The sequence below is a fragment of the Mycobacterium sp. GA-1199 genome, assembly GCF_001500045.1.
Lineage (GTDB): Bacteria > Actinomycetota > Actinomycetes > Mycobacteriales > Mycobacteriaceae > Mycobacterium.
This window is the reverse complement of the sequence record NZ_LQIX01000056.1, coordinates 73830-99536: the sequence shown is the minus strand read 5'-3', so window position 1 is coordinate 99536 and position 25707 is coordinate 73830. Positions and strand designations below refer to the sequence as shown.

27 protein-coding genes and 2 riboswitches are annotated in these 25707 nt (G+C 68.4%); of the genes, 8 read left to right on the top strand and 19 right to left on the bottom strand.

The annotated features are described in order from the left end of the window. Window positions 1–33 precede the first annotated feature (33 nt). From AU198_RS25105 to AU198_RS25090, 4 genes are read right to left on the bottom strand one after another with little or no spacing between them, the layout of a single operon-like run. Complete coding sequence (locus AU198_RS25105; protein ID WP_064351301.1) at window positions 34–843, bottom strand: thioesterase family protein; 810 nt, start codon at window positions 841–843, stop codon at window positions 34–36. A 46-nt stretch (window positions 844–889) separates the two neighbouring features. Beyond that, window positions 890–1735, bottom strand: coding sequence for a sugar phosphate isomerase/epimerase family protein (locus AU198_RS25100; RefSeq protein ID WP_064351300.1), 846 nt, complete (start codon window positions 1733–1735; stop codon window positions 890–892). A gap of 15 nt (window positions 1736–1750) precedes the next feature. Continuing rightward, window positions 1751–2887: an Rv0497 family membrane protein gene (locus AU198_RS25095; RefSeq protein ID WP_064351399.1), complete on the bottom strand. Its 1137-nt coding sequence runs from the start codon at window positions 2885–2887 to the stop codon at window positions 1751–1753. A 25-nt stretch (window positions 2888–2912) separates the two neighbouring features. Further along, a complete protein-coding gene (locus tag AU198_RS25090) occupies window positions 2913–3914 on the bottom strand; it encodes a Ppx/GppA family phosphatase (protein ID WP_064351299.1) in 1002 nt (333 codons plus the stop codon). 12 nt (window positions 3915–3926) lie between these two features. Between AU198_RS25090 and AU198_RS25085 the strand changes: the two genes are divergently transcribed. Together AU198_RS25085 and AU198_RS25080 are read left to right on the top strand one after the other, a co-directional pair. Continuing rightward, window positions 3927–4724 (top strand): DUF3109 family protein, encoded by a 798-nt coding sequence (locus tag AU198_RS25085; protein WP_064351298.1) that lies wholly within the window; start codon window positions 3927–3929, stop codon window positions 4722–4724. Further along, on the top strand, window positions 4721–5035 hold the full coding sequence (locus AU198_RS25080; RefSeq protein WP_197416216.1) for a YciI family protein: 315 nt from the start codon (window positions 4721–4723) through the stop codon (window positions 5033–5035). The genes AU198_RS25085 and AU198_RS25080 overlap by 4 nt, the downstream gene beginning before the upstream one ends. 13 nt (window positions 5036–5048) lie before the next feature. Here the strand turns inward: AU198_RS25080 and regX are convergent, their stop codons facing one another. The 6 genes from regX to AU198_RS25050 form a co-directional block, all read right to left on the bottom strand. Further along, a complete protein-coding gene (regX, locus tag AU198_RS25075) occupies window positions 5049–5735 on the bottom strand; it encodes a two-component sensory transduction protein RegX (RefSeq protein WP_064351297.1) in 687 nt (228 codons plus the stop codon). Continuing rightward, entirely contained in the window at window positions 5732–6916 is a 1185-nt protein-coding gene (locus AU198_RS25070; protein ID WP_064351296.1) for a sensor histidine kinase, read from the bottom strand. Before AU198_RS25070 ends, regX begins: the two co-directional genes overlap by 4 nt. Window positions 6917–7053: 137 nt before the next feature. Further along, complete coding sequence (locus AU198_RS25065; protein WP_064351295.1) at window positions 7054–7815, bottom strand: phosphoglyceromutase; 762 nt, start codon at window positions 7813–7815, stop codon at window positions 7054–7056. 109 nt (window positions 7816–7924) lie between these two features. Next, complete coding sequence (locus AU198_RS25060; protein ID WP_064351294.1) at window positions 7925–8428, bottom strand: type III secretion system chaperone family protein; 504 nt, start codon at window positions 8426–8428, stop codon at window positions 7925–7927. Then, entirely contained in the window at window positions 8425–9753 is a 1329-nt protein-coding gene (gene mshA / locus AU198_RS25055) for a D-inositol-3-phosphate glycosyltransferase (RefSeq protein WP_064351293.1), read from the bottom strand. The genes AU198_RS25060 and mshA overlap by 4 nt, the downstream gene beginning before the upstream one ends. Before the next feature lie 36 nt (window positions 9754–9789). Then, entirely contained in the window at window positions 9790–11139 is a 1350-nt protein-coding gene (locus AU198_RS25050; protein ID WP_064351397.1) for an ROK family protein, read from the bottom strand. A 184-nt stretch (window positions 11140–11323) separates the two neighbouring features. Here AU198_RS25050 and AU198_RS25045 point away from each other — a divergent pair, with 184 nt between their 5' ends. Further along, window positions 11324–12079 carry an SDR family oxidoreductase gene (locus tag AU198_RS25045; protein WP_064351292.1) on the top strand — a complete coding sequence of 252 codons (756 nt, stop codon included), beginning with the start codon at window positions 11324–11326 and terminating at the stop codon, window positions 12077–12079. Window positions 12080–12164: 85 nt separating this feature from the next. Here AU198_RS25045 and AU198_RS25040 read toward each other — a convergent pair whose 3' ends face one another. Further along, window positions 12165–13451: a L,D-transpeptidase gene (locus tag AU198_RS25040; protein WP_064351291.1), complete on the bottom strand. Its 1287-nt coding sequence runs from the start codon at window positions 13449–13451 to the stop codon at window positions 12165–12167. A gap of 15 nt (window positions 13452–13466) precedes the next feature. Further along, entirely contained in the window at window positions 13467–14522 is a 1056-nt protein-coding gene (locus AU198_RS25035) for a UDP-N-acetylmuramate dehydrogenase (RefSeq protein ID WP_064351290.1), read from the bottom strand. A 26-nt stretch (window positions 14523–14548) separates the two neighbouring features. Here AU198_RS25035 and AU198_RS25030 point away from each other — a divergent pair, with 26 nt between their 5' ends. Together AU198_RS25030 and AU198_RS25025 are read left to right on the top strand one after the other, a co-directional pair. Then, the gene (locus AU198_RS25030; RefSeq protein ID WP_064351289.1) at window positions 14549–15055 is read left to right on the top strand and encodes a DUF2505 domain-containing protein; all 507 of its coding nucleotides are present in this window, start codon (window positions 14549–14551) and stop codon (window positions 15053–15055) included. 72 nt (window positions 15056–15127) lie between these two features. Next, complete coding sequence (locus tag AU198_RS25025) at window positions 15128–15910, top strand: hypothetical protein (protein WP_064351288.1); 783 nt, start codon at window positions 15128–15130, stop codon at window positions 15908–15910. 6 nt (window positions 15911–15916) lie between these two features. Here the strand turns inward: AU198_RS25025 and AU198_RS25020 are convergent, their stop codons facing one another. Then, window positions 15917–17455 (bottom strand): high affinity choline transporter 1, encoded by a 1539-nt coding sequence (locus tag AU198_RS25020; RefSeq protein WP_064351287.1) that lies wholly within the window; start codon window positions 17453–17455, stop codon window positions 15917–15919. Between the two features lie 23 nt (window positions 17456–17478). After that, window positions 17479–17580, bottom strand: a riboswitch (guanidine-I (ykkC/yxkD leader). 117 nt (window positions 17581–17697) lie between these two features. Beyond that, a riboswitch (guanidine-III (ykkC-III) riboswitch) is annotated at window positions 17698–17761 on the top strand. Between the two features lie 10 nt (window positions 17762–17771). On the opposite strand from AU198_RS25020, the gene AU198_RS25015 reads away from it, so the two are divergent. The 3 genes from AU198_RS25015 to AU198_RS25005 all read left to right on the top strand — a co-directional run bounded on the left by AU198_RS25015 (window position 17772) and on the right by AU198_RS25005 (window position 20739). Next, complete coding sequence (locus AU198_RS25015; protein ID WP_064351286.1) at window positions 17772–18914, top strand: agmatinase family protein; 1143 nt, start codon at window positions 17772–17774, stop codon at window positions 18912–18914. A 101-nt stretch (window positions 18915–19015) separates the two neighbouring features. After that, window positions 19016–19831, top strand: coding sequence for a carbon-nitrogen hydrolase family protein (locus tag AU198_RS25010; RefSeq protein WP_064351285.1), 816 nt, complete (start codon window positions 19016–19018; stop codon window positions 19829–19831). Beyond that, on the top strand, window positions 19828–20739 hold the full coding sequence (locus tag AU198_RS25005) for an LmeA family phospholipid-binding protein (RefSeq protein ID WP_064351284.1): 912 nt from the start codon (window positions 19828–19830) through the stop codon (window positions 20737–20739). The genes AU198_RS25010 and AU198_RS25005 overlap by 4 nt, the downstream gene beginning before the upstream one ends. Before the next feature lie 3 nt (window positions 20740–20742). On the opposite strand, the gene AU198_RS25000 is transcribed toward AU198_RS25005, so the two are convergent. From AU198_RS25000 to AU198_RS24975, 6 genes are all read right to left on the bottom strand, one after another. After that, a complete protein-coding gene (locus AU198_RS25000; RefSeq protein WP_064351283.1) occupies window positions 20743–22194 on the bottom strand; it encodes a hypothetical protein in 1452 nt (483 codons plus the stop codon). 65 nt (window positions 22195–22259) lie between these two features. Then, complete coding sequence (locus AU198_RS24995; protein WP_064351282.1) at window positions 22260–23888, bottom strand: S53 family peptidase; 1629 nt, start codon at window positions 23886–23888, stop codon at window positions 22260–22262. After that, window positions 23830–24126 carry a hypothetical protein gene (locus tag AU198_RS26010; protein ID WP_082691202.1) on the bottom strand — a complete coding sequence of 99 codons (297 nt, stop codon included), beginning with the start codon at window positions 24124–24126 and terminating at the stop codon, window positions 23830–23832. Before AU198_RS26010 ends, AU198_RS24995 begins: the two co-directional genes overlap by 59 nt. Window positions 24127–24230: 104 nt before the next feature. Continuing rightward, window positions 24231–24923, bottom strand: a complete 693-nt coding sequence (gene deoC, locus AU198_RS24985) for a deoxyribose-phosphate aldolase (RefSeq protein ID WP_064351280.1) — start codon at window positions 24921–24923, stop codon at window positions 24231–24233. After that, window positions 24923–25357, bottom strand: a complete 435-nt coding sequence (locus tag AU198_RS24980) for a DUF2599 domain-containing protein (protein WP_502689322.1) — start codon at window positions 25355–25357, stop codon at window positions 24923–24925. Before AU198_RS24980 ends, deoC begins: the two co-directional genes overlap by 1 nt. Then, window positions 25357–25641: a DUF2516 family protein gene (locus tag AU198_RS24975; protein ID WP_064351279.1), complete on the bottom strand. Its 285-nt coding sequence runs from the start codon at window positions 25639–25641 to the stop codon at window positions 25357–25359. Before AU198_RS24975 ends, AU198_RS24980 begins: the two co-directional genes overlap by 1 nt. Window positions 25642–25707 lie beyond the last annotated feature (66 nt).

Sequence of the window (25707 nt, the reverse complement as noted above, 5' to 3'; positions counted from 1 at the left end):
CACCGCGTGTGCGGCCACCCACCGCGGATCGCCTCAGGCCTGCGGAACCATCGCGAGTTGGCGGGACTGCACGACGATGTGGCCCTCGCAGTCGACGACGATGTGGTCCTCGTCGAACCAGTCCTGGCCGATCTGCACCGTCGTGCACAGGACGCGCAGCCACCCGTCGGCGGGCAGAGTGCGCAGGTATGCCGTCAGCTGGACGGTGGGCGCCCATCCGAACCGGTTGACGCCGAACGTCACGGGGGCCGACACGTCGCCGCACAGCAGCGCGAAAAGCACGTCCGGGGCGCAGCCCTTGGGCCGCACCCAGTACTCGATCACCGGCGGCCCGCCGTCGGACCGCGGCTCCATCGTGGTCAGCGAGGGCCGGATGTCGCAGCCGTGCGCAAGGTGGACGATGTCGGCCATCGGATGGCCCTCGCCGATCGGCTCCAGACCGGGCGGCGGCTCCGGTTGCATCAACGGGATCACGGGATTGACCGAGAGCAGCGGCGCCACATGGTGTTCCGGCTCGCCGAGCGTGATTGCGGCCCGAAGAGCCGTGCGGTCACGCTGGTTGAGTTCGACGTCGATCAGGCTGACACGACGCCCGCGCTTGCGCACCGTGGTGACCACCTGCATCGGGCCGGGATCGGGCGCCCACAAAAAGTTTCCCGACACCGCGATCGGTTGCACGTCTCCTGCGTGCTCCATCCGCGCGGCGTTCGCGCAGAGCGCGAGCATCGCACCGCCGTGCACCTTCGGCCCGATCGTCCAATGTTCGTTCAGCTCACCGTGATACACGCCGTCACCGGCGGGTGTGAGCGCCATGGCGTCGGTGAACAGGGTGGAGCCGGCCATCTGGGAAATCCTTCTGGAAGCGAGTTCGGAACGAGGTCAGGGTGTGTCAGCGCAGCAGATGCCTGCGGGCGAACTGCAACGACTCGACCAGCAGCGCCTCGCGTTCGGCGGCCGTGCGGGCGCCCGATGTGGTCACCTCAAGGATCACATGGCCGTTGAAGTCGCTTGCGGCCAGCATCTCGCACACCTCCACCGTCGGCTGAGTGCCGCGGCCGGGCACCAGGTGCTCGTCGGTCGGGGCGCCGCTGCCGTCGCATAGGTGCAGGTGCACCAACCCCTCCCCCATGCGGCGCGCCATCTCGAGCGCATCGGAGCCGGCGGTAGCGGTGTGCGACAGGTCGAGCGTGTAGTGGGCGTGCTCGCCGTCGAGCGGATCGTAGGACGGTGCGAACGCCGAGATGCCCGGGCCTGGTCGGCCGCCGCGTTTGCGCATGCGCTCGATCGAGCTCTGACCCGCGCCGAAGAAGCGGTCGGCACGGAACGGGAACATGTTCTCGACGGCGACCATCACCTCGCTGGATGCCTCGAGCTCGGCGACCTGCTCGGAGAAGCCTTCGGCGTAGCGGCGCTGCCAGCGAAACGGCGGGTGCACCACCACGGTCTGGGCGCCCAGCTGCTCGGCTGCCCGCACGCTGCGTTCGAGCTTGGGGATCGGGTTGGCGCCCCACACCCGCTGGGTGATCAACAGGCACGGCGCGTGCACGGAGAGCACCGGCACGTGGTACTTCTCGGACAACCGCTCGATGGCGTCGATATCCTGGCTGACCGTCTCGGCCCACACCATGAGCTCGACCCCGTCGTAGCCGAGCTTGGCCGCGTATTCGAAGGCCGCCTCGGTTCTCAGCGGGTAGACCGAGGCCGTCGACAGACCGACCTTAATGGCTGGACGCACGGGTGATTGGGCGCCTCAAGCCGCCTGCATCAGTGCCAGCGGCCCGAAAGTCACCATCGCCCCGACCGCGACGGCGATCAGTGTGCTGCCGATGTCCTCGGTCTTGCGGACCACGCGCACCCCGACCACCAAACCCAGGATGACCAGCACGCCGAGCACCAGCGCGACGATGCTGTTCCACTTCCACAGCTGGTCGAACGCGATGAACAGCCCGGCCCCGAACGCGACCGCGACGATGCACTGCCCGACGATCATGGCCCCGCGCAGGAACGACGACATCGCACCCGGGCGCGCCGTGTCCTCCTCCTCGTCGAGGTCGAGGTCGACGGGGCTCGGGCCGTTGTCGCGCCGAGCGACATCGTCGTCGACGTCGGGACCGCCGAACAAGGCGTCGTCGGGGGATCGCAGGTAGGACGGCAGATTCTCGCGCTCGTCGTCGTGCTCCGGCTCGGCCACGGCGACGGCGGCGTCGGCGGCGTCGTCCTCGTCGGCGTCCGGATCGGCCCAGTCGAGCGGGTCCGGGCTCATCTCCTCGGCGCCGACCTGGGCGTCGCTGCGCTCTGCCGACGCGCTTCGACCGAGCATGCCGAAGCGCCGGCGCGCGAAGGTCGAGCGCCGCGGCGGGGCGAAGAAGTCCACGTCCTCGTCGGCGTCGCGCCGCTCGATGTGGGTCTGGTAGTCGGCGACCGCATCGGCGTAGTCGGTGTCCTCGTCCGCGCCGGGCTCGGCTTCGTCCTCGGCTTCGACGGCCTCGACCTCAGGCGCGTTCTCGTCAACCTCTTCGCTGTCGGGCTCGGCCTCCTCGACGTGGTCGACGGCGCCGTCCGTGGATGCCGCGTCAGCAGTCTCAGCGGGGGCGGCCTGCGCAGTCTCGGTGGCGGGTTCGGTGTCCGCGGTTTCCGCGGGAGCGACGGGCTCGGCGTCGGCGGGGGCCTCGACCACGGCGGCGGCCGAACCCCCCGTGGCGGGCGCGTCGTCGTCGCGGATGATCGGGATCTCACCCGTCAGTTCGGCGACGGTGACGGAGTCGGCACCGCGGCGACGACGGCGCCGCCCGCCGACCGGCGGGGCCCCGATCGTGCCGTTGCGCGCCAGCAACTCCGCGACCGAGATGGGTCGCGTGTTGCTGTGGTCGTCTTCTGGTCCTGTCATCGTGTGTTGCCTTCGGGCCTCGTCATTATCGTCCAGCATTACGCACAAACGCCTGTGCTGAGGCCGGATTGTCGGCGGCGCCGCCGGCGAAACCGCTGCCATCGGCTTCGCTGTCGAGTCTCCGCAGAATCAGCCCCTCCCGCAACGCCCAGGGGCAGATGTCGACGCTCTCGACACCGAGGGCATTCATGCTCGCCTCAGCGACCAACGCTCCTGCCACGATCTGTGGCGCCCGATCGGCACTCACCCCTTCCAGTTCGGCACGGTCAGCCGCGGTCATCCTAGAGATGAAATTTATGAGCTGCCTTAATCCGGTGGCAGTCAGCGTCCGTTTGACCCGCGGACCCGCCCCCGACGGCGCCGCGCCGGTCAGCCTGGCCAGCGAGCGGAACGTCTTCGACGACGCGACTGCGAGGTCGGGGGCGCCGGGCTTGAGCATCTGGGCCCCGGCGTCGGCCAGCTCGGTGGCCAGCCAGTCGCGCAGCATCGCCACCCGCCGCCTGCCCGGCGGATCGTCCGGGAGCCATTCGCGGGTGAGCCGGCCCGCTCCGAGCGGAAGTGACAGCGCGACCTCCGGCTCCTCGTCGACGCCGTTGGACAGTTCGAGCGAGCCGCCGCCGATGTCGATGTTGATGATGCGTCCGGCGCTCCAGCCGTACCACCGCCGCACCGCCAGGAACGTCAGTCGCGACTCGTCGACGCCGGCGAGCACCCGCAGCGCCACCCCCGTCTCGGCGAGCACCCTGGCGAGCAGCTCTTCGGAGTTCTTCGCGTCGCGCACCGCGGAGGTGGCGAACGCCATCAGCTCCGCACAGCCCGAGCTCGTGGCGATCTTGGCGAATTCGTCGATGGTGCCGATCAGTTTGTCGGCACCCCTGCGGGTGATCTTGCCGTCGCTGTCGATGGCCTCGGCGAGGCGCAGCGAGGCTTTGGTCGAACTCATCGGCGTCGGGTGGCCACCGCGTCGCGCGTCCACCACCAGAAGGTGAACGGTATTGCTGCCCACGTCGAGCACGCCTAATCGCACTCATCCAACTTAATGGGTCTACCGTTGAGAATTGTGACTGCACCGCACCGTGGAGAGGTCGAACTCGATTTCGCCCGTGAGTGGGTCGAGTTCTACGACCCCGACAATCCCGAGCACTTGATAGCGGCCGATCTGACGTGGTTGCTCTCGCGGTGGACGTGCGTGTTCGGCACCCCGGCGTGCAAGGGCACGGTGGAGGGACGCCCGGATGACGGGTGTTGTTCGCACGGCGCGTTCATGTCCGACGATGACGACATCGCCCGCCTCGACGACGCGGTGAAAACGCTGACCGCCGAGGACTGGCAGTTCCGCGAGAAGGGGCTCGGCAAAAAGGGCTACCTCGAGATGGACGAGTACGACGACAAGCCCAACTTGCGCACCCGAAAGTACAAGGGCGCCTGCATCTTTCTGAACCGGCCCGGTTTCGCCGGCGGCATCGGGTGCGCGCTGCACAGCAAGGCGCTCAAGCTCGGCGTCGAACCTCTGACCATGAAGCCCGACGTGTGCTGGCAGCTGCCGATCCGCCGCACGCAGGAGTGGGTGGAGCGGCCCGACGGGACCGAGATCCTCAAGACGTGGATCACCGAGTACGACCGTCGCGGCTGGGGTGAAGGTGGCGCCGACCTGCACTGGTACTGCACCGGCGATCCCAACGCGCACGTCGGCGCCAAGCAGGTCTGGGAGTCCTACGGACCCGAACTGACTGAACTGCTCGGCGAGAAGGCCTACGCGGAGCTCGCGGCGATGTGCAAGCGGCGCAGCGGATTAGGGCTCATCGCGGTGCACCCGGCGACCCGCTTGGCCGGATGACCGACCCTTCGGGCGCCGCATCGCTGTTCCTGTTCCGGCTGATCCCGCCGAGACCGGATTTCGCCCAGACCATGACGCCGGCCGAGCAGCAGGCGATGGCGGCGCACCAGCAGTACTGGGAGCAACTGCTCGCCGAGGGTCGCGTCGTCGTTTACGGCCCGGTCGCCGACCCCGAAGGCGTGTGGGGAATGGGCGTGCTGCGCGCGGGCGACCGCGCCGAGGTGCTCGCGATCGCCGAGCGCGACCCGTCGGTCACCGCCGGGGTCAACACGTTCGATGTCCTCGAAATCATGGGCGGCACCACGGGTTAGACCAGCGAGGCCACTAGCCCTCGAGTTTGTAGCCCAGGCCGCGGACGGTAACCAGATGTACGGGGTTGGCCGGATCGGCCTCGATCTTGGACCGCAGCCGCTTCACATGCACGTCAAGGGTTTTGGTGTCGCCGACGTAGTCGGCACCCCACACCCGGTCGATGAGCTGGCCGCGCGTCAGCACCCGGCCGCTGTTGCGCATCAGGTACTCGAGTAGGTCGAACTCCTTGAGCGGCATCGTCACCGGCTGTCCGTTCACCGAGACCACGTGGCGCTCGACGTCCATCCGGACCGGCCCGGCCTCCAGTACGCCGTCGCCGATCCCGGTGTCGTCATTCTCGGCGCCGCGCCGCAACACCGCGCGGATACGAGCGATCAGTTCGCGGGCCGAGTACGGCTTGGTGACGTAGTCGTCGGCACCGAGTTCGAGCCCGACGACCTTGTCGATCTCGCTGTCGCGGGCGGTCACCATGATCACCGGAACGCTTGAGCGCGAACGCAATTGACGACAGACATCGGTACCGCTCATACCGGGCAGCATCAGGTCGAGCAGCACGATGTCGGCGCCGGAGCGCTCGAACTCGGCCAAGGCCGCGGGACCGTCGGTGACGACGGTGGCCTCGAAGCCCTCTTTGCGAAGAAGAAAGGCCAGGGGATCGGCCAAGGACTCCTCGTCCTCCACGATCAGCACACTGGTCATTGGTTTGGATGGTCCTCTCGTTCGTCCGATTCGTGATCGGGATAGGCCGGGATCGACAGGGTGAACGTCGATCCCGTTCCCGGCTGACTCCACAGCCGGATGCTTCCGTTGTGGTTGGCCGCGACGTGTTTGACGATGGCCAACCCGAGCCCGGTGCCGCCGGTGGCCCGGGACCGGGCCTTGTCGACGCGGAAGAATCGCTCGAACACCCGCTCCTGGTCCTCACCCGCGATGCCGATACCGCGGTCGGTGACGGCGATCTCGATGTTGTCCCCGCGACGCCGCCGGCTGATCGACACCGACGACCCGTGCGGCGAGTAGGCGATCGCGTTGGAGACCAGGTTCGCTATCGCGGTGACCAGCAGCGCCTGATCGCCCAGCGCACGGAAACCGGTCGGCGCGTCGGTGGTGATCTTGATGTCTGCGTTGTCAGCGGGCACCTTGTGGCGCGACAGCGCCTCGGAGACCACGGTGTCGACGTCGACGGCCGTGAGGTCGGGCAGGCGCTCGGCGCCCTGCAACCGGGACAGCTCGATCAGCTCGCCGATCATGTTGGCCAGCCGGTTGGACTCGGCGACCATCTTCTCGGCGAATCGGCGCACGGTCTCGGGGTCGTCGGCCGATGCGAGCAGCGCCTCGGCCAGCAGGCCCATCGCACCGACCGGCGTCTTGAGCTCGTGGCTGACGTTGGCGACGAAGTCCCGGCGAGTGGCTTCCATGCGGGCGTATTCGGAGTGGTCGTCGACGTAGACGACGGCGAAGCGGCGGTCCTGGTCGGTCAGCAGCTGAACGTGTCCGCGCACCGACAGGCCGGACCGGCCGGGATTGGCCCGCTTGTGTGCGGTGAGGTCGACGTCGCCGGGCTCGCCGGTGGACAGTGTGCGCTCGGCGGCCCGCCAGGCCCGCTCGTCGAGCAGCCGGTCGCGAACCAGTCCCAGCTCGCGGGCCCGGTCGTTGGCGTACACCACGTCACGGAAGTGGTCGACCACCACGATCCCCGTGGGCGCCCGCGATGCGATGTGGGAGAGCATCTGGGAGACGGTGATGCCGGTCTGCACGGTGGCGCGGCGTTGTCTGCGATCCGTGAGACGGGGGCCGAGACGCGCTCCGAGCGCGAAACCGGCCCCCAGAGCGAGCAGTGCGACCACCGCCGCCAGCAGCAGTGCCCAAACGACACTCACGCCGAAATCGTACGCATCCGGTGAACGTCATCCCAGCAGCGTGCGGCCAAATCGGGACAACTCACATACCGAAACACCGAAATTCGGGCTCCGGACCCCCGCTGTTCACCGCCCGTTCGCTTGGGACGGCTGACGCACTACTTGGCGCCCTGTGAGGCGACTGCCGCGGCGCCCGCGGCCGCGGCCTCGGGATCCAGATAGGTGCCGCCGATGATCTTCGGCTTGAGATCGGAGTCCAGGTCGTAGCGCAACGGGATGCCGGTCGGGATGTTGAGCCCGACGACGTCCTCGTCGGACATGCCGTCGAGGTGCTTGACCAGGGCGCGCAGCGAGTTGCCGTGCGCGGCGATCAGCACGGTCTTACCCGCGCGCAGGTCCGGTTCGATCGTCTCGGTGTAGTACGGGACGAACCGCTCGACGACGTCCTTGAGGCATTCGGTGCGCGGCGGGCCGCCGGGCAGGTCGGCGTAACGCGGATCGCCGTCTTCGCTGTAGGTGCTACCCGGCTCGATCGGTGGCGGCGGCGTGTCATAGCTGCGCCGCCACGCCATGAACTGCTCGTCGCCGTAGCGCTCCTTGGTCTCGGCCTTGTTGAGGCCCTGCAGCGCGCCGTAGTGGCGCTCGTTGAGCCGCCAATCGCGGTGTACCGGGATCCAGTGCCGGTTGGCCTTGTCCAGGGCCAGATTCGCGGTGGTGATGGCACGGCGCAGAAGCGAGGTGTAGACCACGTCGGGCTGGCGATCGAGTTCCTTGATCAGCTCACCGGCGCGCACCGCTTCGGCGCGGCCCTTCTCGGTCAGGTCGACGTCGACCCAGCCGGTGAACAGGTTCTTCTCGTTCCATTCGCTCTCGCCGTGGCGGAGCAGGATCAGCGTGCAGTCACCCCGGGAATCAGACATGGTGGAATCCTCTCACGGCAGACGGATCGGCCACGCCCCGTCCCGAGACCGACGAAATGGCGGGTTCCGGACGGAAAAACCCGCCAAAACGTCGGTCTGAGTGAGAGGGTCAGTCGTCGTCGATCAGGTGGGCGAATGCCTGCAGGTTCTTCAGCGACTCACCGCGAGACACCCGCCACTCCCACTCCTTCTGGATGGACGAGCGAAAGCCCAACTCCAACAAGGTGTTGAAGTCGTTGTCGACGGCTTCGAGCACCTGACCGAGAATCCGGTCGACCTCGTCGGAGGTGACCGATTCCAGCGACATCCGCCCGACGAGGTAGATGTCACCGACGTTGTCGAGCGTGTACGCAACTCCGTAGAGACGGCGGTTGCGTTTGAGCAGGAACCGGTAGACGCCCTCGTGGTTCTCATCGGGTTTGCGGCAGACGAACGCCTCGATGCGCACCGAGTGCTCGCCGATCGACAGGATCGTGTTGGTCTTGAGCCGTCGCTCGCCGGGCAGTTCGACGATGATGCCGGGCAACCCGCCATGCGCACCTTCGTGATACGAGCAGACCAGGCCGTTCTCCTTGCACGCCTCCTCGATGACCTTCGCAGCGTTGGAATTCACGCGCGCACCCCCCGCCGCCGCGTGAACCGCCGGCCGGTACGACGCACGCCGTCGCGCATCTGATGGCGCGCCCGGTAGTCGGCGATCGCGCGGCCGTAACTGGCCAGCAGCGCATCGACGGTGCGGGCCCACGAGAACGTCGCCGCGTGCGCCGCGGCCGCGGGCCTGAGGCTGTCGGCACGGCTCAGCACGTCGCCGATGGCGTGCGCCCAGTCGCCGTCGTCGTGCCCGTCGACCAGTGCCCCGGTGACACCGTCGCGCACCGCGACCGGTAACCCACCGACCGCGGCGGCCACCACCGGCGTTCCGCATGCCTGGGCTTCGACCGCGACCAGGCCGAACGACTCCGAGTAACTGGGCACGGCCACCAGATCGGCGGCGCGGTACACGTTGACCAGCTGTTCGCGCGACTGGGGCGGCAGGAATGTCACCCGGTCCGAGATACCCAGATCGTTGGCCAGTCGAACCAGCCCGTCGGGAGCCTGCAATCCGCTGCCGGAGGGACCGCCGGCCACCAGCACGCGAACGCCGGGCAGTTTGGCCGCGGCGCGAAGCGCGACGTCGGGCGCCTTGAGCGGCTGGATGCGCCCGACGAACGCGACCACCTGCTCGCCGGTGTCGAGTCCCAGCGCGGCACGCGCGGCCAGTCGGTCCCCGGGTGTGAACGTCTCGAGGTCGACGCCGGGATGCACCACGTCGATCCTCGACGCATCGGCGTTGTGCACCGAAACCAGTTGCCGCGCTTCGTGTTCGGTATTGACGATCAACCGGTCGGCTTCGTCGACGACCTGCTGCTCCCCGACCGCACGCAGCGGCGGTTCGGGTGAGTCGCCCTCGGCCAGCGCCGCGTTCTTGACCGCTGCCAGCGTGTGGGCGGTGTGCACCAGCGGCACCGCCCAGCGGTCGCGGGCCAGCCAGCCGACCTGACCGGACAGCCAATAGTGCGAATGCACGATGTCGTAGTAGCCCGGTTCGTGCGTCGCCTCCGCGCGCAGCACCCCCGCGGTGAACGCGCACAACTGGGTGGGCAGGTCGTACTTGTCGAGCCCCTCGAACGGACCGGCGACCACGTTGCGGACCAGCACACCGGGAGCGACCCGCACGGTCGGCGGGTCGGCCGAGGAGGTCGCCCGCGTGAAGATCTCCACTTCGACACCGCGGCGAGCCATCTGCAGGGCGCTCTGGAGCACGTAGACGTTCATGCCGCCCGCGTCGCCGGTGCCGGGCTGGGCCAACGGCGACGTGTGCACCGACAGCACGGCGACGCGCCTGGGTACCGGAAGTCCGGCGGCATCAGAACGGGACGGGTCCGTTGCTAGGCGCACACAGACATGTCTACACCGTCGGCCCGATGCGCCCCGCTACGCAGGGACCTCCGGCCTGGCATCGGGCCTGCGCAGTTGCGCGCGCCGCATGGCCCCGATCGGATCGGCGTACAACCCGCCCAGCGACACCACGCCCGCGCCGGCCTCCTGGACGCGGTTGCCGAATACGGTGAGCCGGATCTCGCGGGCGGGCATCACCGACCGCTGCGCGAACGCGGCTTCCACTGTGGCCATGCCTTCGGGGTACTCGGTGAACGCCTGACCGCCGACGACGAGGTCGTCGGGGTTGAGCATGTCGCGCAGCAGGGCCACGGCCTCACCCAACACCCGGGCGCGCTCGGCCAGCAGTTCCTGCGCCGGCCGGCTGCCCTGACGGGCGGCCTTGAGCAGCGCCTGCATCGTCGAGCCCGGCCCCTCGAGCGGGATGATGCGCGCCCTGCGAGCGGCGATCAGCACCGCCTCGTCGCTGACGGTCGACTCCAATTGGCCGGTGCCGCCGAGTAATTCGGAGTGTGCGGGCAGCGCGGCGATGGTGCCCGGACCGCTGGCGGGGGAGTGCACGCGCCCGTCGATGGACAGCGCGTAGCCGACGGTCTCCCTGGCGTAGACGTACAGGCTCGTGCCCGCTGGGGCGAGCAGCGTTTCCGGCCACGTGGGCGACGGTTGCCTGCGCGCCCCCAGCAGGAGTTCGGCGCCCGCCATCGCGTCGACGTGGGAGGCGACCGACACCGGCAGTCCGATCGCCTCGGCGAGCACCGGCCCGATAGGTGCGTCCGACCATCCGAGCCGCGGGTGGTCCAGGTACCCCGTCGTGCTGTCGACGACGCCGCCGGCCGCCACACCGACCCACAGCGGCCGTCGGCGATGCCAGCGACTCAGGTAGCGGCGGGCGCTGCCGGCCAGCGACGTCAGCGCCGCGGCCTGCGGGCCCCGCGGGGTCGGGGTCTCCACCACGTCGAGGGTGCGGCCGAACAGGTCGGTGGCGACGATGCTGGTGGTTTTCGCGCCGATGTGGACGCCGAGTGTGAGGTACGGCTCGTGATTCACCTCGACGGGCACCCGGGGCCTGCCGATCGCTCCGGAGACCGCGAGGTCTGCGCGTTCCCGCAGCACACCGGCCTCGAGCAGTGCGGTGACCTGGCGGTTGACGGTCGCGATGCTCAGCCCGGTGACCTGGGCGATGACATCACGGGCGATGGGTCCGCGCAGGCGGGCCGCACTGAACACCGAGGCGGCGGCCGCGTCGGCGACCTTCAGCGACGGTGCGACGATCCGCGTGCGGGCCTGCGGGTACCGGCCGGTTACGGGCTTCAGCGCGCGCTTGGCGTGCTGCGTGCTGCGCACGGCAGTGTTCGCGGGGAGGGTGGCGGTGGAGGAAGTACGCATCTGCTTGTCCTTGGGGGGAATTCGGCCGGCGGGGTATTCGGGCCACACCCGGCGATTCAGCAGGACAGCGATGTCGTCTACGAACAGTCAGGCGCGGCGAGGCGTGCAACAACAACACGCACACCGCATACAGGCCTGACTGGACAACACTCGGCGAACTTAGCACGCAATTAGAGTTGGGCAGATGACGACTTCTGGGGCTGACGGTCGTGTCGCGGTGGTCACCGGCGCCAGCGCCGGCATCGGCGAGGCGACCGCGAGAACTCTTGCCGCACAAGGCTTTCACGTAGTGTGCGTGGCCCGGCGCGAGGGCCCCCTCAAGGCCCTGGCCGATGAGATCGGCGGCACCGCGATTGTGACGGACGTCACATCCGAGGATGCGGTGTCGGCGTTGGCGGCGGCGGTGGACCGGGTGGACCTGCTGGTCAACAACGCCGGTGGGGCCCTCGGGCTCGATCCGGTCGCAGAGGCCGTCACCGAGCACTGGCGCTGGATGTGGGAGGTCAACGTCCTCGGCACGCTGCTGGTGACCCGCGCACTGCTGCCGAAACTGATCGCGTCGGGCGACGGCCTGATCGTCACCGTCACCTCGATCGCGGCGGTGGAGATCTACGACAACGGCGGCGGTTACACCTCCGCCAAGCACGCGCAGGGCGTGCTGCACCGCACGCTGCGCAGCGAGCTGCTCGGAAAACCCGTGCGGCTCACCGAAGTTGCGCCCGGCATGGTGAAGACGGACTTCTCGCTGAACCGGTTCGAGGGCGACGAGGACCGCGCTGCCAAAGTCTACGAAGGCGTCACTCCGCTGGTGGCCGAAGACATCGCCGAGATCATCGGCTTCGTCGCCAGCCGACCGTCGCATGTCGACCTGGACCTGATCGTGGTCCGGCCGCGCGATCAGGTCAGCGGGGCCAGCGGATCGCGGTTCAACCGTAAGTAGCGTCCTGGCCGTCGCCCAGTGTGGGCTCGCGTCACGCCGCGCGCCGCGAAGCGTGCGGGTAACCCACGTTCGGCGAACAATGTGATCACCCGCCCGGGCGGCCGTTCACCGCCTCCGGTGCACCCGACGGTGTTGCCGGCGCGGTGCTCGGCATATCGGGCGCCTTCTCGTCCGACAGCGCCGACATCGCCTTCCACTCCTCCCACGGCACGGCCCAGTCCCAGATGTCGCCGTCGGCGTAGGACAGCTGAATACGCGTCCCGGTGACCTCGACGGGATCGCCGTACATCACGCTGTTGAAGTACTGCTCGGCGTCGGCCGGTGACAAGTTGATGCAGCCGTTGGTGACGTTGCTGCTGCCCTGTGCGCCCGCGCTCGCGGGGTTGGCGTGAATGAACTCGCCGTTGTTGGAGATGCGCACCGCGTGGCGCATGTGCACGTTGGCGTAGCCCGCGGCCGGGTTGGTCATGTAGAAGTCCGCGTACTTCTCGGTGACGACGTGGATGCCGCTGCGGGTCACGTTGCGGTCCAGATCGCCTTCGCCATAACTGCAGGGGAAGTCCATGATCACCGCGCCCGCCCCGTCGAGCACCTGGATGCGGTGCGACGGTGCGTCGGCCTTGACCACCTGACGGCGCCCGATCTCGATGTGCAGCGAGATGTCCTGCGCGCCATAGGCCCCGTCGCCGAACGGCACGCCGTAGAGCTTCGCGTCGACGTTCACCTTGGCGCCGGCCGGGTAGTACTCGCGGGTGCGGTAGTGCACACGGGACCCGCCGACCTCGTCGGGTAGCCACGCCCAGCTGCCCTCGACCGGCGGATCGGTGGTGACCTCGAGCGCCCTTTCGACCGCGGCCTTGTCGCTGATCGGCCCGTCGAACTGGATGATGATCGGCGCCGCCACGCCGACGACCTGGCCGTCGGCGAGTTGGAAGCGGCCGCTCACCTGGGTGCTGGGATTGATCGTGGAGAAGGAGCCCTCGATGGGCACCGCCTTGCCGTCGCGGCCGACGGCCGAGCCCTTCCAGGTGTACTGAACGCCGTAGCCGAGCGGTTCGGTGATCGTGAACTCGGTGCGGTCGCGATTGAGCGTGCCGGCGACGACCTTCCCGTCCAGGTTAGTCAGCGAGACCCGCTGGAACCAGCCGTCGGTGACCTGGACACCGACGCGCCCGGTCGGCGAGACGTCGGTCGCGGCGTTTGCGGGCTCGAAGTTCAGCGAAGGGGCGGAGGCCGCGTCATCGCCCTGCGGCGACCCGTCGTTCTTATCGCTGCAGGCGGCCAGCACGCCCGGCGCGACAACACCGACCGCGAATGCGGCCAAGGCGCGCCGCCGGGTGAACCCCGGCGGTAGGGGTTCTGCTGTACTCACGTGAATCGAGCGTACCTACAGCGAGCACCCGATCAGGACAGGCTCGGCTGTGAGCTCGATCCCGAATTTCGTTCGGACGCCGTCGCGTACCGTCCTGGCCAGCGCGATCACCTCGGCGGTGGTGGCACCGCCGCGGTTGGTCAGCGCCAGCGCATGCTTGGTCGACAGCCGGGCCGCGGCGCCGTCGCCGGGATATCCCTTACCGAACCCGGCCTGCTCGACCAGCCAGCCCGCGGCGAGTTTGACCCCGGCGGGGGCCGGATAGTTGGGCACCGGTCCGTCGACCGAGGCGCGGACCCGGTCGAACTCCGCGGTCGTGACGACGGGGTTGGTGAAGAACGAGCCCACGCTCCAGGTGTCGTGATCGTCGGCAACGAGCACCATGCCCTTGCTCGACCGCAAGGCCAGCACCGCCTCGCGAACCTCGAGCGGATCGGCGCGCGTGCCCTGCTCGGCGCCCAGCGCGGTGGCCAGTTCCCGGTAGCGCAGCGGCGCGCTGCGGCCGGCCGGATCCAACGCGAACTCCACTTCGAGCACGATCGCGTCGTGCGCGTGTTTGAGCACGCTGGTGCGGTAGCCGAACCGCAGCGTCTGCGGCTCGACCCAGCGGTCGTCGCCGGTACGCCGGTCCAGCAGCCGCACCCGCCGGATGGTGTCGGCCACCTCGGCGCCGTACGCTCCGACGTTCTGCACCGGTGTGGCCCCAGCCGATCCCGGTATCCCGGAGAGGCACTCCAGGCCACCCAAACCGTGGGCCAGCGAGGTGACCACGACGTCGTCCCACACCGCACCGGCCTCGGCGCGCAGCACCTCGCCGTCGACGGTGATCTCGGTGTTGGCCAGATGGATCACCGACAGGTCGGTCAGCTCGTCGGACAACACGACATTGGAACCACCCGCGAGAACCAGCGCGTCGGCGGCGGGGCCGAGCGCGCGGACCACGTCGATGATCTTCTGCGTGGTGTCGCAGGTGATCAGCCGCCGTGCGACGGGTCCGATCCGCAGCGTGGTCAGGGGCGCAAGCGGTACCCGCTCCTCGACGGAGGCACCCCCTAGCTGCGAACCGACCACGGGCGGTAACGGTAGCCTGACCAGCTATGCCGCGCTCATTCGACATGGCCGCCGAATACGGGGGGACCGTCGAGCAGGTCCACCGGGCGTTCGGCGACGGGCGTTATTGGCTCGCGCGGCTGACGGATTCCGGCGCCGACATGTACTCGCTGGACTCGATGGTCCTCGACGACCAGGGCGGTATCGACGTCGTCACGACGCAGACGTTGCGCGCCGACCGGCTGCCCGGTGTGGTGACCCAGTTCCACCGCGGGGACCTGAGCTTCGTGCGCGAGGAGAGGTGGAGCCCGGTGTTCGACGGGAAGTCCACCGCGACGGTCAAGGGGTCGATCCCCGGTGCGCCGGCGAACCTGACGGGCACGGCGGTGCTGGCCCCCGCGGGCGGCGGGTCGCGGCTGCAGTTCACCGTCGAGGTGGAGGTGCGGGTTCCGTTGGTGGGCGGCAAGATCGAGAACTTCATCGGCGGTCAGCTCGTCGACCTGCTGATCGCCGAACAGCACTTCACGACGCTGTGGATCGCCGAAAACGCTTGAGGCGTAACGTCAGGTGGCGGTGCCGCCGAGCGCGGTGACGCAGAACCGCCGGCGGACCATAGACTCGGAACCATGAGCGGGCCCATCGGTCAGCTGACACGGGGTACCACCGGCTACAACCGGTTGCGCCGCAGTGACCGCTGGCTCGTGCACGCGCCGCGGGTCCGGGCCGCGCTGGCGGCTGCCGAGGATCCGCTGGTCATCGATCTCGGTTACGGCGCCTTGCCGGTGACGACGCTCGAGCTCGCCGCACGGCTGCGGGTGGTGCGCAACGACATTCGCGTCGTGGGCCTGGAGATCGATCCCGACCGCGTGCAGACGGCGCAGGCGGCGGAGTCCCGGGTGGTGCAGTTCGGCCTCGGCGGTTTCGAATTGGCGGGGCTGCGGCCCGTCCTGGTGCGGGCGTTCAACGTGTTGCGGCAGTACCCGGTCGAAGCGGTGCACGAGGCGTGGTCGACGATGCAGCGACAGCTCGCGACCGGTGGCCTGATCGTCGACGGCACCTGCGACGAACTCGGCCGCCGAGCCTGCTGGATTCTGCTGGACGAGAACGGTCCGGTGAGCCTGACGCTGGCGTGCGACCCGTTCGCGATCGAACGGCCGTCCGATCTGGCCGAGCGGCTGCCGAAGGCACTGATCCACCACAACGTCGACGGTCAGCCCGTGCACGCATTGCTGAGCGCCGCCGACCGCGCGTGGGCCAGCGTTGCGGGGCACGGGGTGTTCGGCCCGCGGGTGCGGTGGCGCGCGATGCTGGAACTGTTGCACGACAGCGGTTTTCCTGTCGTACCCGCGCGCCGGCGGATGCGCGACGGGGTGTTGACCGTACCCTGGCCGACCGTCGCACCGACCTGAGCCCGGCTACGCCGGTCCGGGTTTTCCTGCCAACACCGGGACGCCGTGCTCGATCTCTTCTGCGGTCGCATCGAGCGCGTCGTCGACGTCCTTGGCCAACTGGATGTCCAGCCCCCGCAGATGCGCCGGTCGGGTCATCAGCGACACGGCGAGGTAGGTGACGATTGCCGCGGCGAACGCGATGAACGTCGGCCAACCGTCGAAACTCGCCGGCACGAGGTCGTTTCGGACGTATAAGATGGTGTTGTCGACGCCGTAGATCGTCGGCGTCAGCATGAACAGGACGAGCCGGACAACCAATCCCACACCCATCGCGGCGATCGCCGCGGCGGTGGTGCCCCGCCGCCACACCAGCCCGAGGATGAAGGGCACGACCAAACAGGCCAGCAGCAGGTCGAACGCGAGGGTCAGCAGGATGCCCGTCTGTTTGACGTAGATCGCGAACGCGATCGAGAACACCGTCATCGGGACCATCGCGATACGGGTCGCACGCAGCAGCGGGTCGCGCTGGCCGGGCACGTGGACACGCCGGATACCGCCGAGGTTGCGAACGCAGACATTCGATATCGCCAGGATCGCCCCGTTGGCGGTGCTCATCGAGGCGCCGACCAGTCCGCACAACACGATCACGGTGAGCACCGTCGGAGCGTATTCGCCGAGAAGCACGAAAAGTGGTGGGCCGTCGATGTCGTCGGGCAGGAACGTCTTGGCGGCCAACACCACCAGGCCGAACGGCACACAGATCGCGACTGTGCCGGTGGCCGCGACGAAGCACGCGCGGCGCGCGCTCGTGGGCGACTTGGCGGCGAACACCCGCTGCATGAAGTCGATCGCGACGATGTCGCCGATGCCGAGCGCGAGCAACGTGGCCCAGTTGATCACCGCGCCCTGCGCCGGGTCCGACAACTGCCCGAGCGCCAGCGGCCCGGTGCCGTCGGCGATTTCGAGGGTGTGCGTGGAAGCCATCCACACCAGCATCCCGATCGCACCGATCAGGATCAGCGACATCTGGATGATCGCGGTGTAGGCGTCGGCGATCAACCCACCGGTGCCGGTGTAGGCCACCGCAATTCCCGCGATGAGCACGACGCCCAGCCAGTACGGCATGCCCAGGAAGTAGTTGAACAGGAAGCCACCCGCGACCAGGTTGCCCGCCACCAGCATGCAGAATCCGACCGCCAGCAGCGCGGAGGCGCCGGCCTCGACCGACCGGCCGAATCTCAGACGGTAGTAATCGGGAAACGACGTCAACCCCATGCGGTTCATCGGTTTGGCGAAGAACACGCCCGTGATGGTCAGGCACAGTGCCAGGCCGAGCGGCAGGCTCGCACCCGCCCAGAAGCCGAACTCGTAGGCGAGGTCGGTGTTGCCCAGCGTGGCGTTGGTGTCGACGGCCGAGCCCATCAATGCGCCACCGATCAGCCAGTAGGGCAACATGCGGCCGCCGACAAGGAAATTCGAGCTGTCGCCTTCGATGCGTTTGGACACGTAGAAACCGACGGCCACGACGACGACGATGCTGACCGCCACACCGAGAAGAATCATCTGGAGCTCCTATGCGCGATGGAGTCTCCCGGGCTTTTCTCCCGCCGTGGAACGGACGCCGCAGTCCGCCTGCACCTCTCGGACCAGACCCGCATGATTGCGGCGGAACCCTAGGCGCGCCTCACAGTCACCTGTGAGTCGTCGACCAGATAAACGTCGCGGCGTTACGGCCGACCGCGTCCGGTGTTAACGCTTTGTTTCGATTCGAGTAGCGCATCGACCATTTCGGATCAACAATGCCCGCAGGAGCCATGTCGGCTCCCCGGACGAGTGTGCCGTACCCGGTCAGCGACAAGACGGCACATCAGGAGCACCCGTGACCGAAAGCAACCAACCCCTCAACGCCGAGGGCGCCTGGGCTCAGCAGGCCGAGGCCCGCCTGTCCGACCGCCGTGAACGCGAGGAGATCGAACGCAGCCTGACCTTCGGGCTGGAGGCCGCCCCGACGATCAACGACCGCCGCATCTCGACGTTCGTCCGCGGCGAGTTGCCGCACTTCGCCGGCGAGCGGGGCACCTTCCTCAAGTGTCCGTTCGTCGAGGACGTGAGCCAGGTCGACGACGCGGAGGTCGCGATCTTCGGCGTGCCTCTCGACGCCGGCGCCACCTACCGTCCCGGAACGCGCTTCGGTCCGCAGGGAATTCGGCGCTCCACCAACCTGTTCGGCACCTACAACTACGAGTCCGGCGTCGATCTGCGCGAGCAGCTCAACATGGTCGACATCGGCGACGTGTTCACGATCCCCGGAAATCTGGAGAAATCCTTCGACCAGATCAGCCAGGCCATGGCGCATGTGGTGAGCAAGGGCGTGATGCCCGTCGTGCTGGGCGGCGACCATTCGATCGGTTTCCCGACCATCCGCGGGATGGCCCCGTACCTGGACGGCAACGTCGGGATCATCCATTTCGACCGCCACGTCGACACGCAGGAGACCGACCTCGACGAGCGCATGCACACCACGCCGTGGTTCCACGCGACCAACATCAAGAACGCACCCGCCACCAACCTGGTGCAGATCGGTATCGGCGGATGGCAGGCACCGCGGGCGGGGGTCAAGGTCGGGCGCGAGCGGCAGTCGACGGTGATCACGGTCGGCGACGTCGAGCGGGTCGGTGTCGAGAAGATCGCCGAGATGGCGCTGGAGATCGCGTGGAAGGACGCCAAGGCGGTGTACCTGTCCTTCGACATCGATGTGATCGACGCCGGGTTCGTTCCGGGCACCGGCTGGCCCGAGCCCGGCGGACTGTTGCCGCGCGAGGCGCTGAACCTCGTCAAGATGGTGTCCGAGCCGGGGCTGGCCGGTATCGAGGTCGTCGAATGCTCACCGCCGTACGACTGGGCCGAGCAGACCGCGTTGTTGAGTTCGCGGGTGATTCTCGACAGCCTCGCCGCGCAGGTGCGCTCGGGCAAGCTGGGCAACAAGGCCGCAGCGCTGCCCCGCCCGGCCTGGGGGCCATAGCCGACACCCCTTTGAGCTCGCCGAGACTGCGCTATTTGACGAAATTCGCCCTGTTTCCGTCAGAAACCGCAGTTTCGGCGCAGCGCCGTAGGCTGGGCCCCATGCGGATTGCCCTCGCGCAGATCCTCAGCGGCACCGACCCGTCGGCGAACCTCGCGGTCGTGGAGGACTACACCCGCCGCGCCGCCGACGCTGGCGCCCGGATGGTGCTGTTCCCCGAGGCCACGATGTGCCGGTTCGGGGTGCCGCTGGCCCCGGTCGCCGAACCGCTCGACGGGCCGTGGGCCTCGGGCGTGCGGGCCATCGCCGAGCGGGCGGGCATCGTCGTCGTCGCGGGCATGTTCGTGCCTTCGGGTGACGGCCGGGTTCTCAACACGCTGATCGCCGCCGGCGACGGCATCGACGCGCACTACGAGAAGATCCACCTCTACGACGCGTTCGGGTTCCAGGAGTCCAAGACGGTCGCGCCCGGCCGGGAACCGGTCCTGATCGAGGTCGACGGCGTGAGTGTCGGGCTGACGCTGTGCTACGACGTCCGCTTCCCCGAGCTCTACGTCGAGCTGGCCGAACGGGGTGCGCAACTGATCACCGTGCACGCGTCGTGGGGCAGTGGTCCGGGCAAACTCGACCAGTGGACGTTGCTGGCGAGGGCCCGCGCGATCGACACGACCGGCTTCGTCGCCGCCGTTGACCAGGCCTGTCCCGAACCCGACATCGCGGCGCTCGGTCCGACCGGCGTGGGAGGCAGCCTGGTCGCGTCTCCGACCGGTGACGTGCTGGTCAGTGCGGGCGACGACCCGCAGTTGCTGGTGACGGACATCGACCTGGAGGATGGGCGCAAGGTGCGCGAGACGGTCGCGGTGTTGCGCAACCGCGCGGACTTTGCTCGTCGCGGTAAGGCAGAATCGCGCTCGTGACTGACCCGTGGGCCCGCCCGAACCAGCCGTCGCCGCCGCAGGGCCAGGTCCCCTCGCCACAGCAGGACCAGGCTCCCCCGCCGCAGGGCCCGCCGCCGCAGGGGCCGCCGCCTGGACCCCATGGAGCCAATGAACCGGGCCGAAGCGAGCCACCGCCCTCGGAGTCCAAGCTCAGGAGCCTGCTGCGCGATCCGCTGTCGATCGTGCTGGTGGTCGTCATCGTGGTGGCCCTGGTGCTGGCCGGCGTGCTCGCCGGCGAACTGTACGCACGGAAGCGCGCGAACGACGTCGTCGCGGGTGTCACGTCATGCGTGGTCGAAGACGAGGCGAGCGCATCGTTCGGCGTCATGCCGCCGTTCCTGATCCAGCACATGTCCGGCCACTACACGAACATCCACATCGAGACCGCAGGCAATCAGATCCGCGACGCCAAGGGCATGAAGGTCGAATTGACCATCAAGGACGTCCGCCTCGAGGACACCGCCACCTCGGGCGGCACCGTCGGCTCACTCGTCGCCGACATCAACTGGTCGTCGCAGGGCATCCAACAGACCATCTCCGATTCGATTCCGCTCATCGGCGCGTTCGTCAGCGGTGTCACGACCAACCCGTCCGACGACACGATCGAGCTGGAAGGCGCGCTCGGCTCGATCCGGGCCCGGCCGGCGGTCGTCGACGGCGGGATCTCGCTGCAGGTGATCGAACTGACCGGTCTGGGTTTCACGCTGCCCCGCGAAGCCGTGCAGCCGGCGTTGGACGCGTTCACCTCCGAGCTGACGAAGAACTACCCGATGAACATCAAGGCCGACTCGGTGGAAGTCACCGATGACGGTGTGGTGAGCCGGTTCTCGACGCGGAACGCCGATATCCCGAAGGATCAGCAGGATCCCTGCTTCGCCGCGCTGTGACCGTCAGTCGCTGACACCGGTCCAGCGAAAACTGTTGACGTACTTGCCCATATCGATCGCCAGCTGCAAGTTGGCGCCCGACGGATGGCCGGTGCCGAAGTCGGGCGTGAATTCGCGGTACGGGCCGATCGCCGAGGCCACCAGCGCGACATCGTTCTTGACGGCGACCATCACGATCAGCCGGAGCCGGGTGAAGCTGCCGCTGGCGTCCTGGGGATAGTCGTCCGCGACGACGCCATAGCCGGGTTCATAGCCGACCATCGCGTTGGGGATCTCGTATTCGGTTGTGGCGTCCGGGTAGTACTCGTCGATCAGGTCCTCGGCGACCTGCTTGGCGGTCCGGTTTTCGGCGGGCAGACCGAACAGCTCGAGCATGCCGGTGTCCCCGCCGGTGAACTCCAGCTCGACCCCGTCGGGGAGCAGCGTCGCCTCGTACGCGCTACCGGGTCCCGGGTATTGGACGGAGAACGACCCGTCGGGGGCATAGAAACGCGGGTTGGATTCGATGGGTTCGCCGATCGGTGGACGTCCACAATCGGGTGGGCACACGATCTTCGGGTCGGCGGGAGTGGTGAGCACGGCTGCCACCACACCGGCCGTCACCGCGACGGCGGCGCCCGCACCCAGGCTCGCAAGCACCCGTGCGCGGCCGGCCTCACCCTCGGGGTTCGGTTCCTGTGACTCTGGGCCCACGGTCCGCCGCCCACTGCGCAGCGCCGCCAGTGCGACCGCGGCGATGGCGACATGCACCATCAGATGCACGATGTGCGGCACCACGGTGTACTCGGTGACACCCATGATCGTGTAAAGCACCAGCGCCACAATCACACTCGCGACGATCATCCTCCGGCGTCCCGCCCACAGCGCGAGGCCGACGAGCCCGCCGAGCGTCAGCGCGGTCAACGGCAGGGTCAACCCCTGGATACCGGCCTGCACGAGAAGCACGCTGACCCACAGGTCTTCGGCCCTGACACCGGTCGCGAACTGCGGAATCAATCTGACCAACGTCGCTGCCGACGTGAAGACGACGGCGCTCAACGCCCCGGCCGCGTAACCGTCGAACGGCAGACGAGTCACCCCGCGTCGCAACCGCAGCACCGCCGCCGGAATCAGCATCGCGATCGCACCACCGACCGGTATCGCGATGCCTGTCAACAGCTTTTCGCGATCCAGCTCGCCACCGCTGAGTGCGACGTCGTGGGACTCGGCGACGATGCTGCCGGTCGCCAACGCCCACCCCACACCGAGCGCCGCGGCCAGCGCAGCGGTCTGAATCAGCTGCCGTGCCGGTACGTCGCGACCTGCCTGGCGCAGATAGCCTACGAACACCAGGGCCACACCGACCGCTCCTATCGCGATCAGCGGCGCCTGCCAACGCAGTACCGCGAACCCGACGAGCGTCGCCGCCAGTGCTGCCAGCGCGAGCCCGAACGTCGCCCTCGAGCGAGCCGACACATGCGGAAACAACAAGCTCGTCAAAGGATCCCGCCACCGACGTCGGCGGCGCGGTGACGCTTCGGTCAACGCGACGTCTTCTGCAGGTCGAGGATGTTGCGCGCGAGGTTCTCGGTGTTCGGGCTGCCGAGACCCGTCACCAAGTCGTACCCCGGCGACGCCAGATCGACGGCGTTGCCGCCCTTGGTCACATCACGGAAGCCCGGCAGACGCGACCCGGAGGCCACTTGGTAGAGCACGGGATTGAGGTTCCCGACCTGTCGCCCACCGTTGGCCAACAGGTACTGGTTCATCAGCACGGTGAGCGCCGCCCAGATCGGGGCCGATTGCGACGTGCCGCCACCGACCACCTCGCGCTGGCCGAAGATGAACCGCACACCGGTGAAAGGATCGGCGACCGCGGAGACGTCGGGGAGCAGACGGCGGCGCTCGGTGTCACGATCGACGTCCAGTTTCTGCTGCCACGCCGGCCGGGCGAACAACTTCGCCACCCCGCCGCTACTGCCCTGCGACAGCGGCGAATCCACCCACGCGTGTTCGGCCAGCCACTGCCCGCGCGTACCTGTCGACAGCGTCGTGCCTCCGACCGACGTCATCGTGGGAAGCGAGGCGACCGCGTCGACACCGATGTCATCGGGTCCCGGCGGAGCCGACCATCGGTCTCCACCTTTGCACTCCAGGCCGGCGGTGTCCCCGCTGGCGTCGAACGCCGTGGTGCCGCGCCGCTGAGCAGTCGTCAGGGCCGCCTCGACCGGAGCCAGATCGGCCGCGGTGACAAACGCCTCACATCCCCACCCGATCGACAGGCTCCACACGGCTCCGGGGTAGTCACGGTCGACCTGTTCGAACAGTCGCCCGAGCTTCTCGTAGGTGCCGTCGCCCTCGACCGTCGGCCTGGCGTTGACCACGACAAGCCGTGCATCGGGCGCAATCGCGTGCGCCACTTGCAGATCCATCGCCGTCTCACCGTGCACCTCGGACGGTTCGCCGCCGACGATCTCGGGAGTGAACCGCGGTAGCCCCGACGTGTCGGCGAACAGGTCGAGGTCCTCCTGTTCGACGCTGTCGAACGCGAAGATGACGATCGTTGCGCCCTCACCGGTGAAACCGGCGTCCGCCAACGGCGTGGCGTTGTACGCCGACAACAATCCGTCGGGTGTCAGCCCGCCCTTGGGCACGTCGAGGGGAACGACGTCGGGCCGCTTCATGCGGTACGGGGTGTAGCTCATCACCCGTCCGACCGCGGTGACGTCGTCGCGCAGTGCCGCCGGTATCGCCGGCTGTTCGGGTGAGGCGTAGAACTCCTCGCCCTTCGGAGTCCGGTAGTCGCGCACCGGAATCCCGAACGCCCGCGCGAGATCCCCGGCCGCCCCCTCGACGATCGCCCATCCGTCACCGGGCCGCCAGCGCACCCAGAGGTCGCGGGCGTCCGCCCAGCCCATCAGGGCGGCGGGGGGTTCCGGTCCGCCGAGCGTGACGGTGACTTGCGTGTCTGCCGAACGCGACGGGCCCAGGTCTGTCGAACTCGCCAACAATGCCGCATAGGGGCCGGTGATCACCGCCGGGGTGCGCGGTGCACACGCACCCGACGCCGCGATCAGCAGCGCGGCGGTGAGGAGGGCCGTGACCCCGGGCCTACTGGCCGTGAGGACCGCGGTGCCGACCGGGCGTCGGACCGGGAGCCGGGGGCGCATGAACGGTGGGCGAGAACGGGTTCGGCTCATTGGGATCGATGCGCGGCGCCTTCTCCGTCGGCGTGGCGGGAGGTGGCGGCGCCGTGGTGGTGGTTGTCGTCGTCGTCGTCGTTGTAGTCGACGTCTCCGGCGCCTGTCCCTCTTCGCTGGAGCAGCCGGCGGTGAACGCACCCATCGCCAGCACCGCGGTCACCCCCGCTCCGGCCAGCGTTCGACGTAGCAAACCGCTTTGAGTCATCATGATCAGATCCTATCCACGGTTTCCCGTGTGCGCAGATGGCGATGGTTCCAGCCGTCGGGGGCGGACGTCACTATACGGCAAATATCGGTTAGCGGCGTAAATTACTGTCGGCGGTCGACTTTCGGGAAGCCCTCCAGCACCGCCCGGGTTCCCGACAGCCCCAGCCGGGTGGCGCCGGCGTTCAGCATCGCGATCGCGTCATCGGAGGTCCGGATGCCGCCACTGGCCTTGACTTGCGGACCCACCCTCGCCATCAATTCCACGGCGCGCACCGACGCCCCGCCTGCGGGATGAAATCCCGTGGAGGTCTTGATGAAATCGGCGCCCGCATCCGCCGCGGCCCGGCAGGTGCCGAGCAAGGTCTGCTCGTCACCGAGCAGTAGAAGCGCGGCGGACTCGACGATCACTTTCAGCGTTGCGCGGGCGCCGATCTCGGTACGCACCGCCTCGACATCGGCGCGCACCGCCGCGAGGTCGCCGTACAGCGCTGCCCCCACATCGATCACCATGTCGATCTCACCGGCGCCGTCTTCGACCGCGAGCCGCGCCTCGGAAGCTTTGATCGCCGAAAGATGCTTGCCCGAGGGGAATCCGACCACCGCACACACCAACTGTGACGGCGAACCGGACCGTCTGGCGACCGAAACCATCGACGGTGACACGCAGACCGCGTAAACCCCGAGCGCCGCAGCCTCCTCGGCGACCGCCGCGACGTCGGCCTCGGTCGCTTCGGGCTTGAGCAGCGTGTGATCGACCAGTCCGGCGACCTCGTCGCGTCGGTAGCTGCGAGTCATCAGAACGGCTCTTCGGTACCGCCGGGGTTGCAGCCGGCCTCCACCAACTCCTCGTAGGAGACCTCGGGACGCCACGGCTCGAGATTCCAACTGACCTTGCCGGGTTGGTAGTACTCGGCGAATTCCCAGTGACAGACGAATTGCGGCTTCATGCCCGGAATGTCGGCATCGGGCGCGAGCGTCAACACCTCAGCCCAGGCCGCCTCACCCTGAGCGGGGGCGGACAGCCCGGAGGCCTGCCGTCCGGCCGCGGTCGGATACACCCGCAGGCTCGACAGGTCGCCCCACTTGGCCCATTCGACGTGATCGACGAACGGCGGGGCCGGAACGGTCGGGTTGGCAGGCGACGCCGGATTCGCCGACGCCACGGGGCCGGCCAGCGCGGGCACGATGAGGCAGGCCGCCATGACGACGACCGCGATGACGCGATGCACTACCGGGACTTCCCCTGGACCTCGAGCAACTTGGGTCGGACGTCGACCAGGTAGACGCCGGCCGCGACGGCTGCGATGGCCGGACCCAGCACGGAACCGAGGACCAGCGCGAGCAACCCGGCGACCCCGAGTATGACCAACCAGACTGGCTTGGTCAGTTTGTCGGCGGCCGGATAGGCGTCCGGCCGTTGCATCGCCGCATGAACGAACGCGTACACCGTCGTCGCGAGCACGGCGATCTGCAAAAAGAACAGGACGTAACCCACCAAGCCTTGGAGCTGCACGCTTCAAGACTAAGCGGGTTACGTCCCGTCGGTCGACTTTGGGCCTTCAGACCCGCTGTCGAGTCC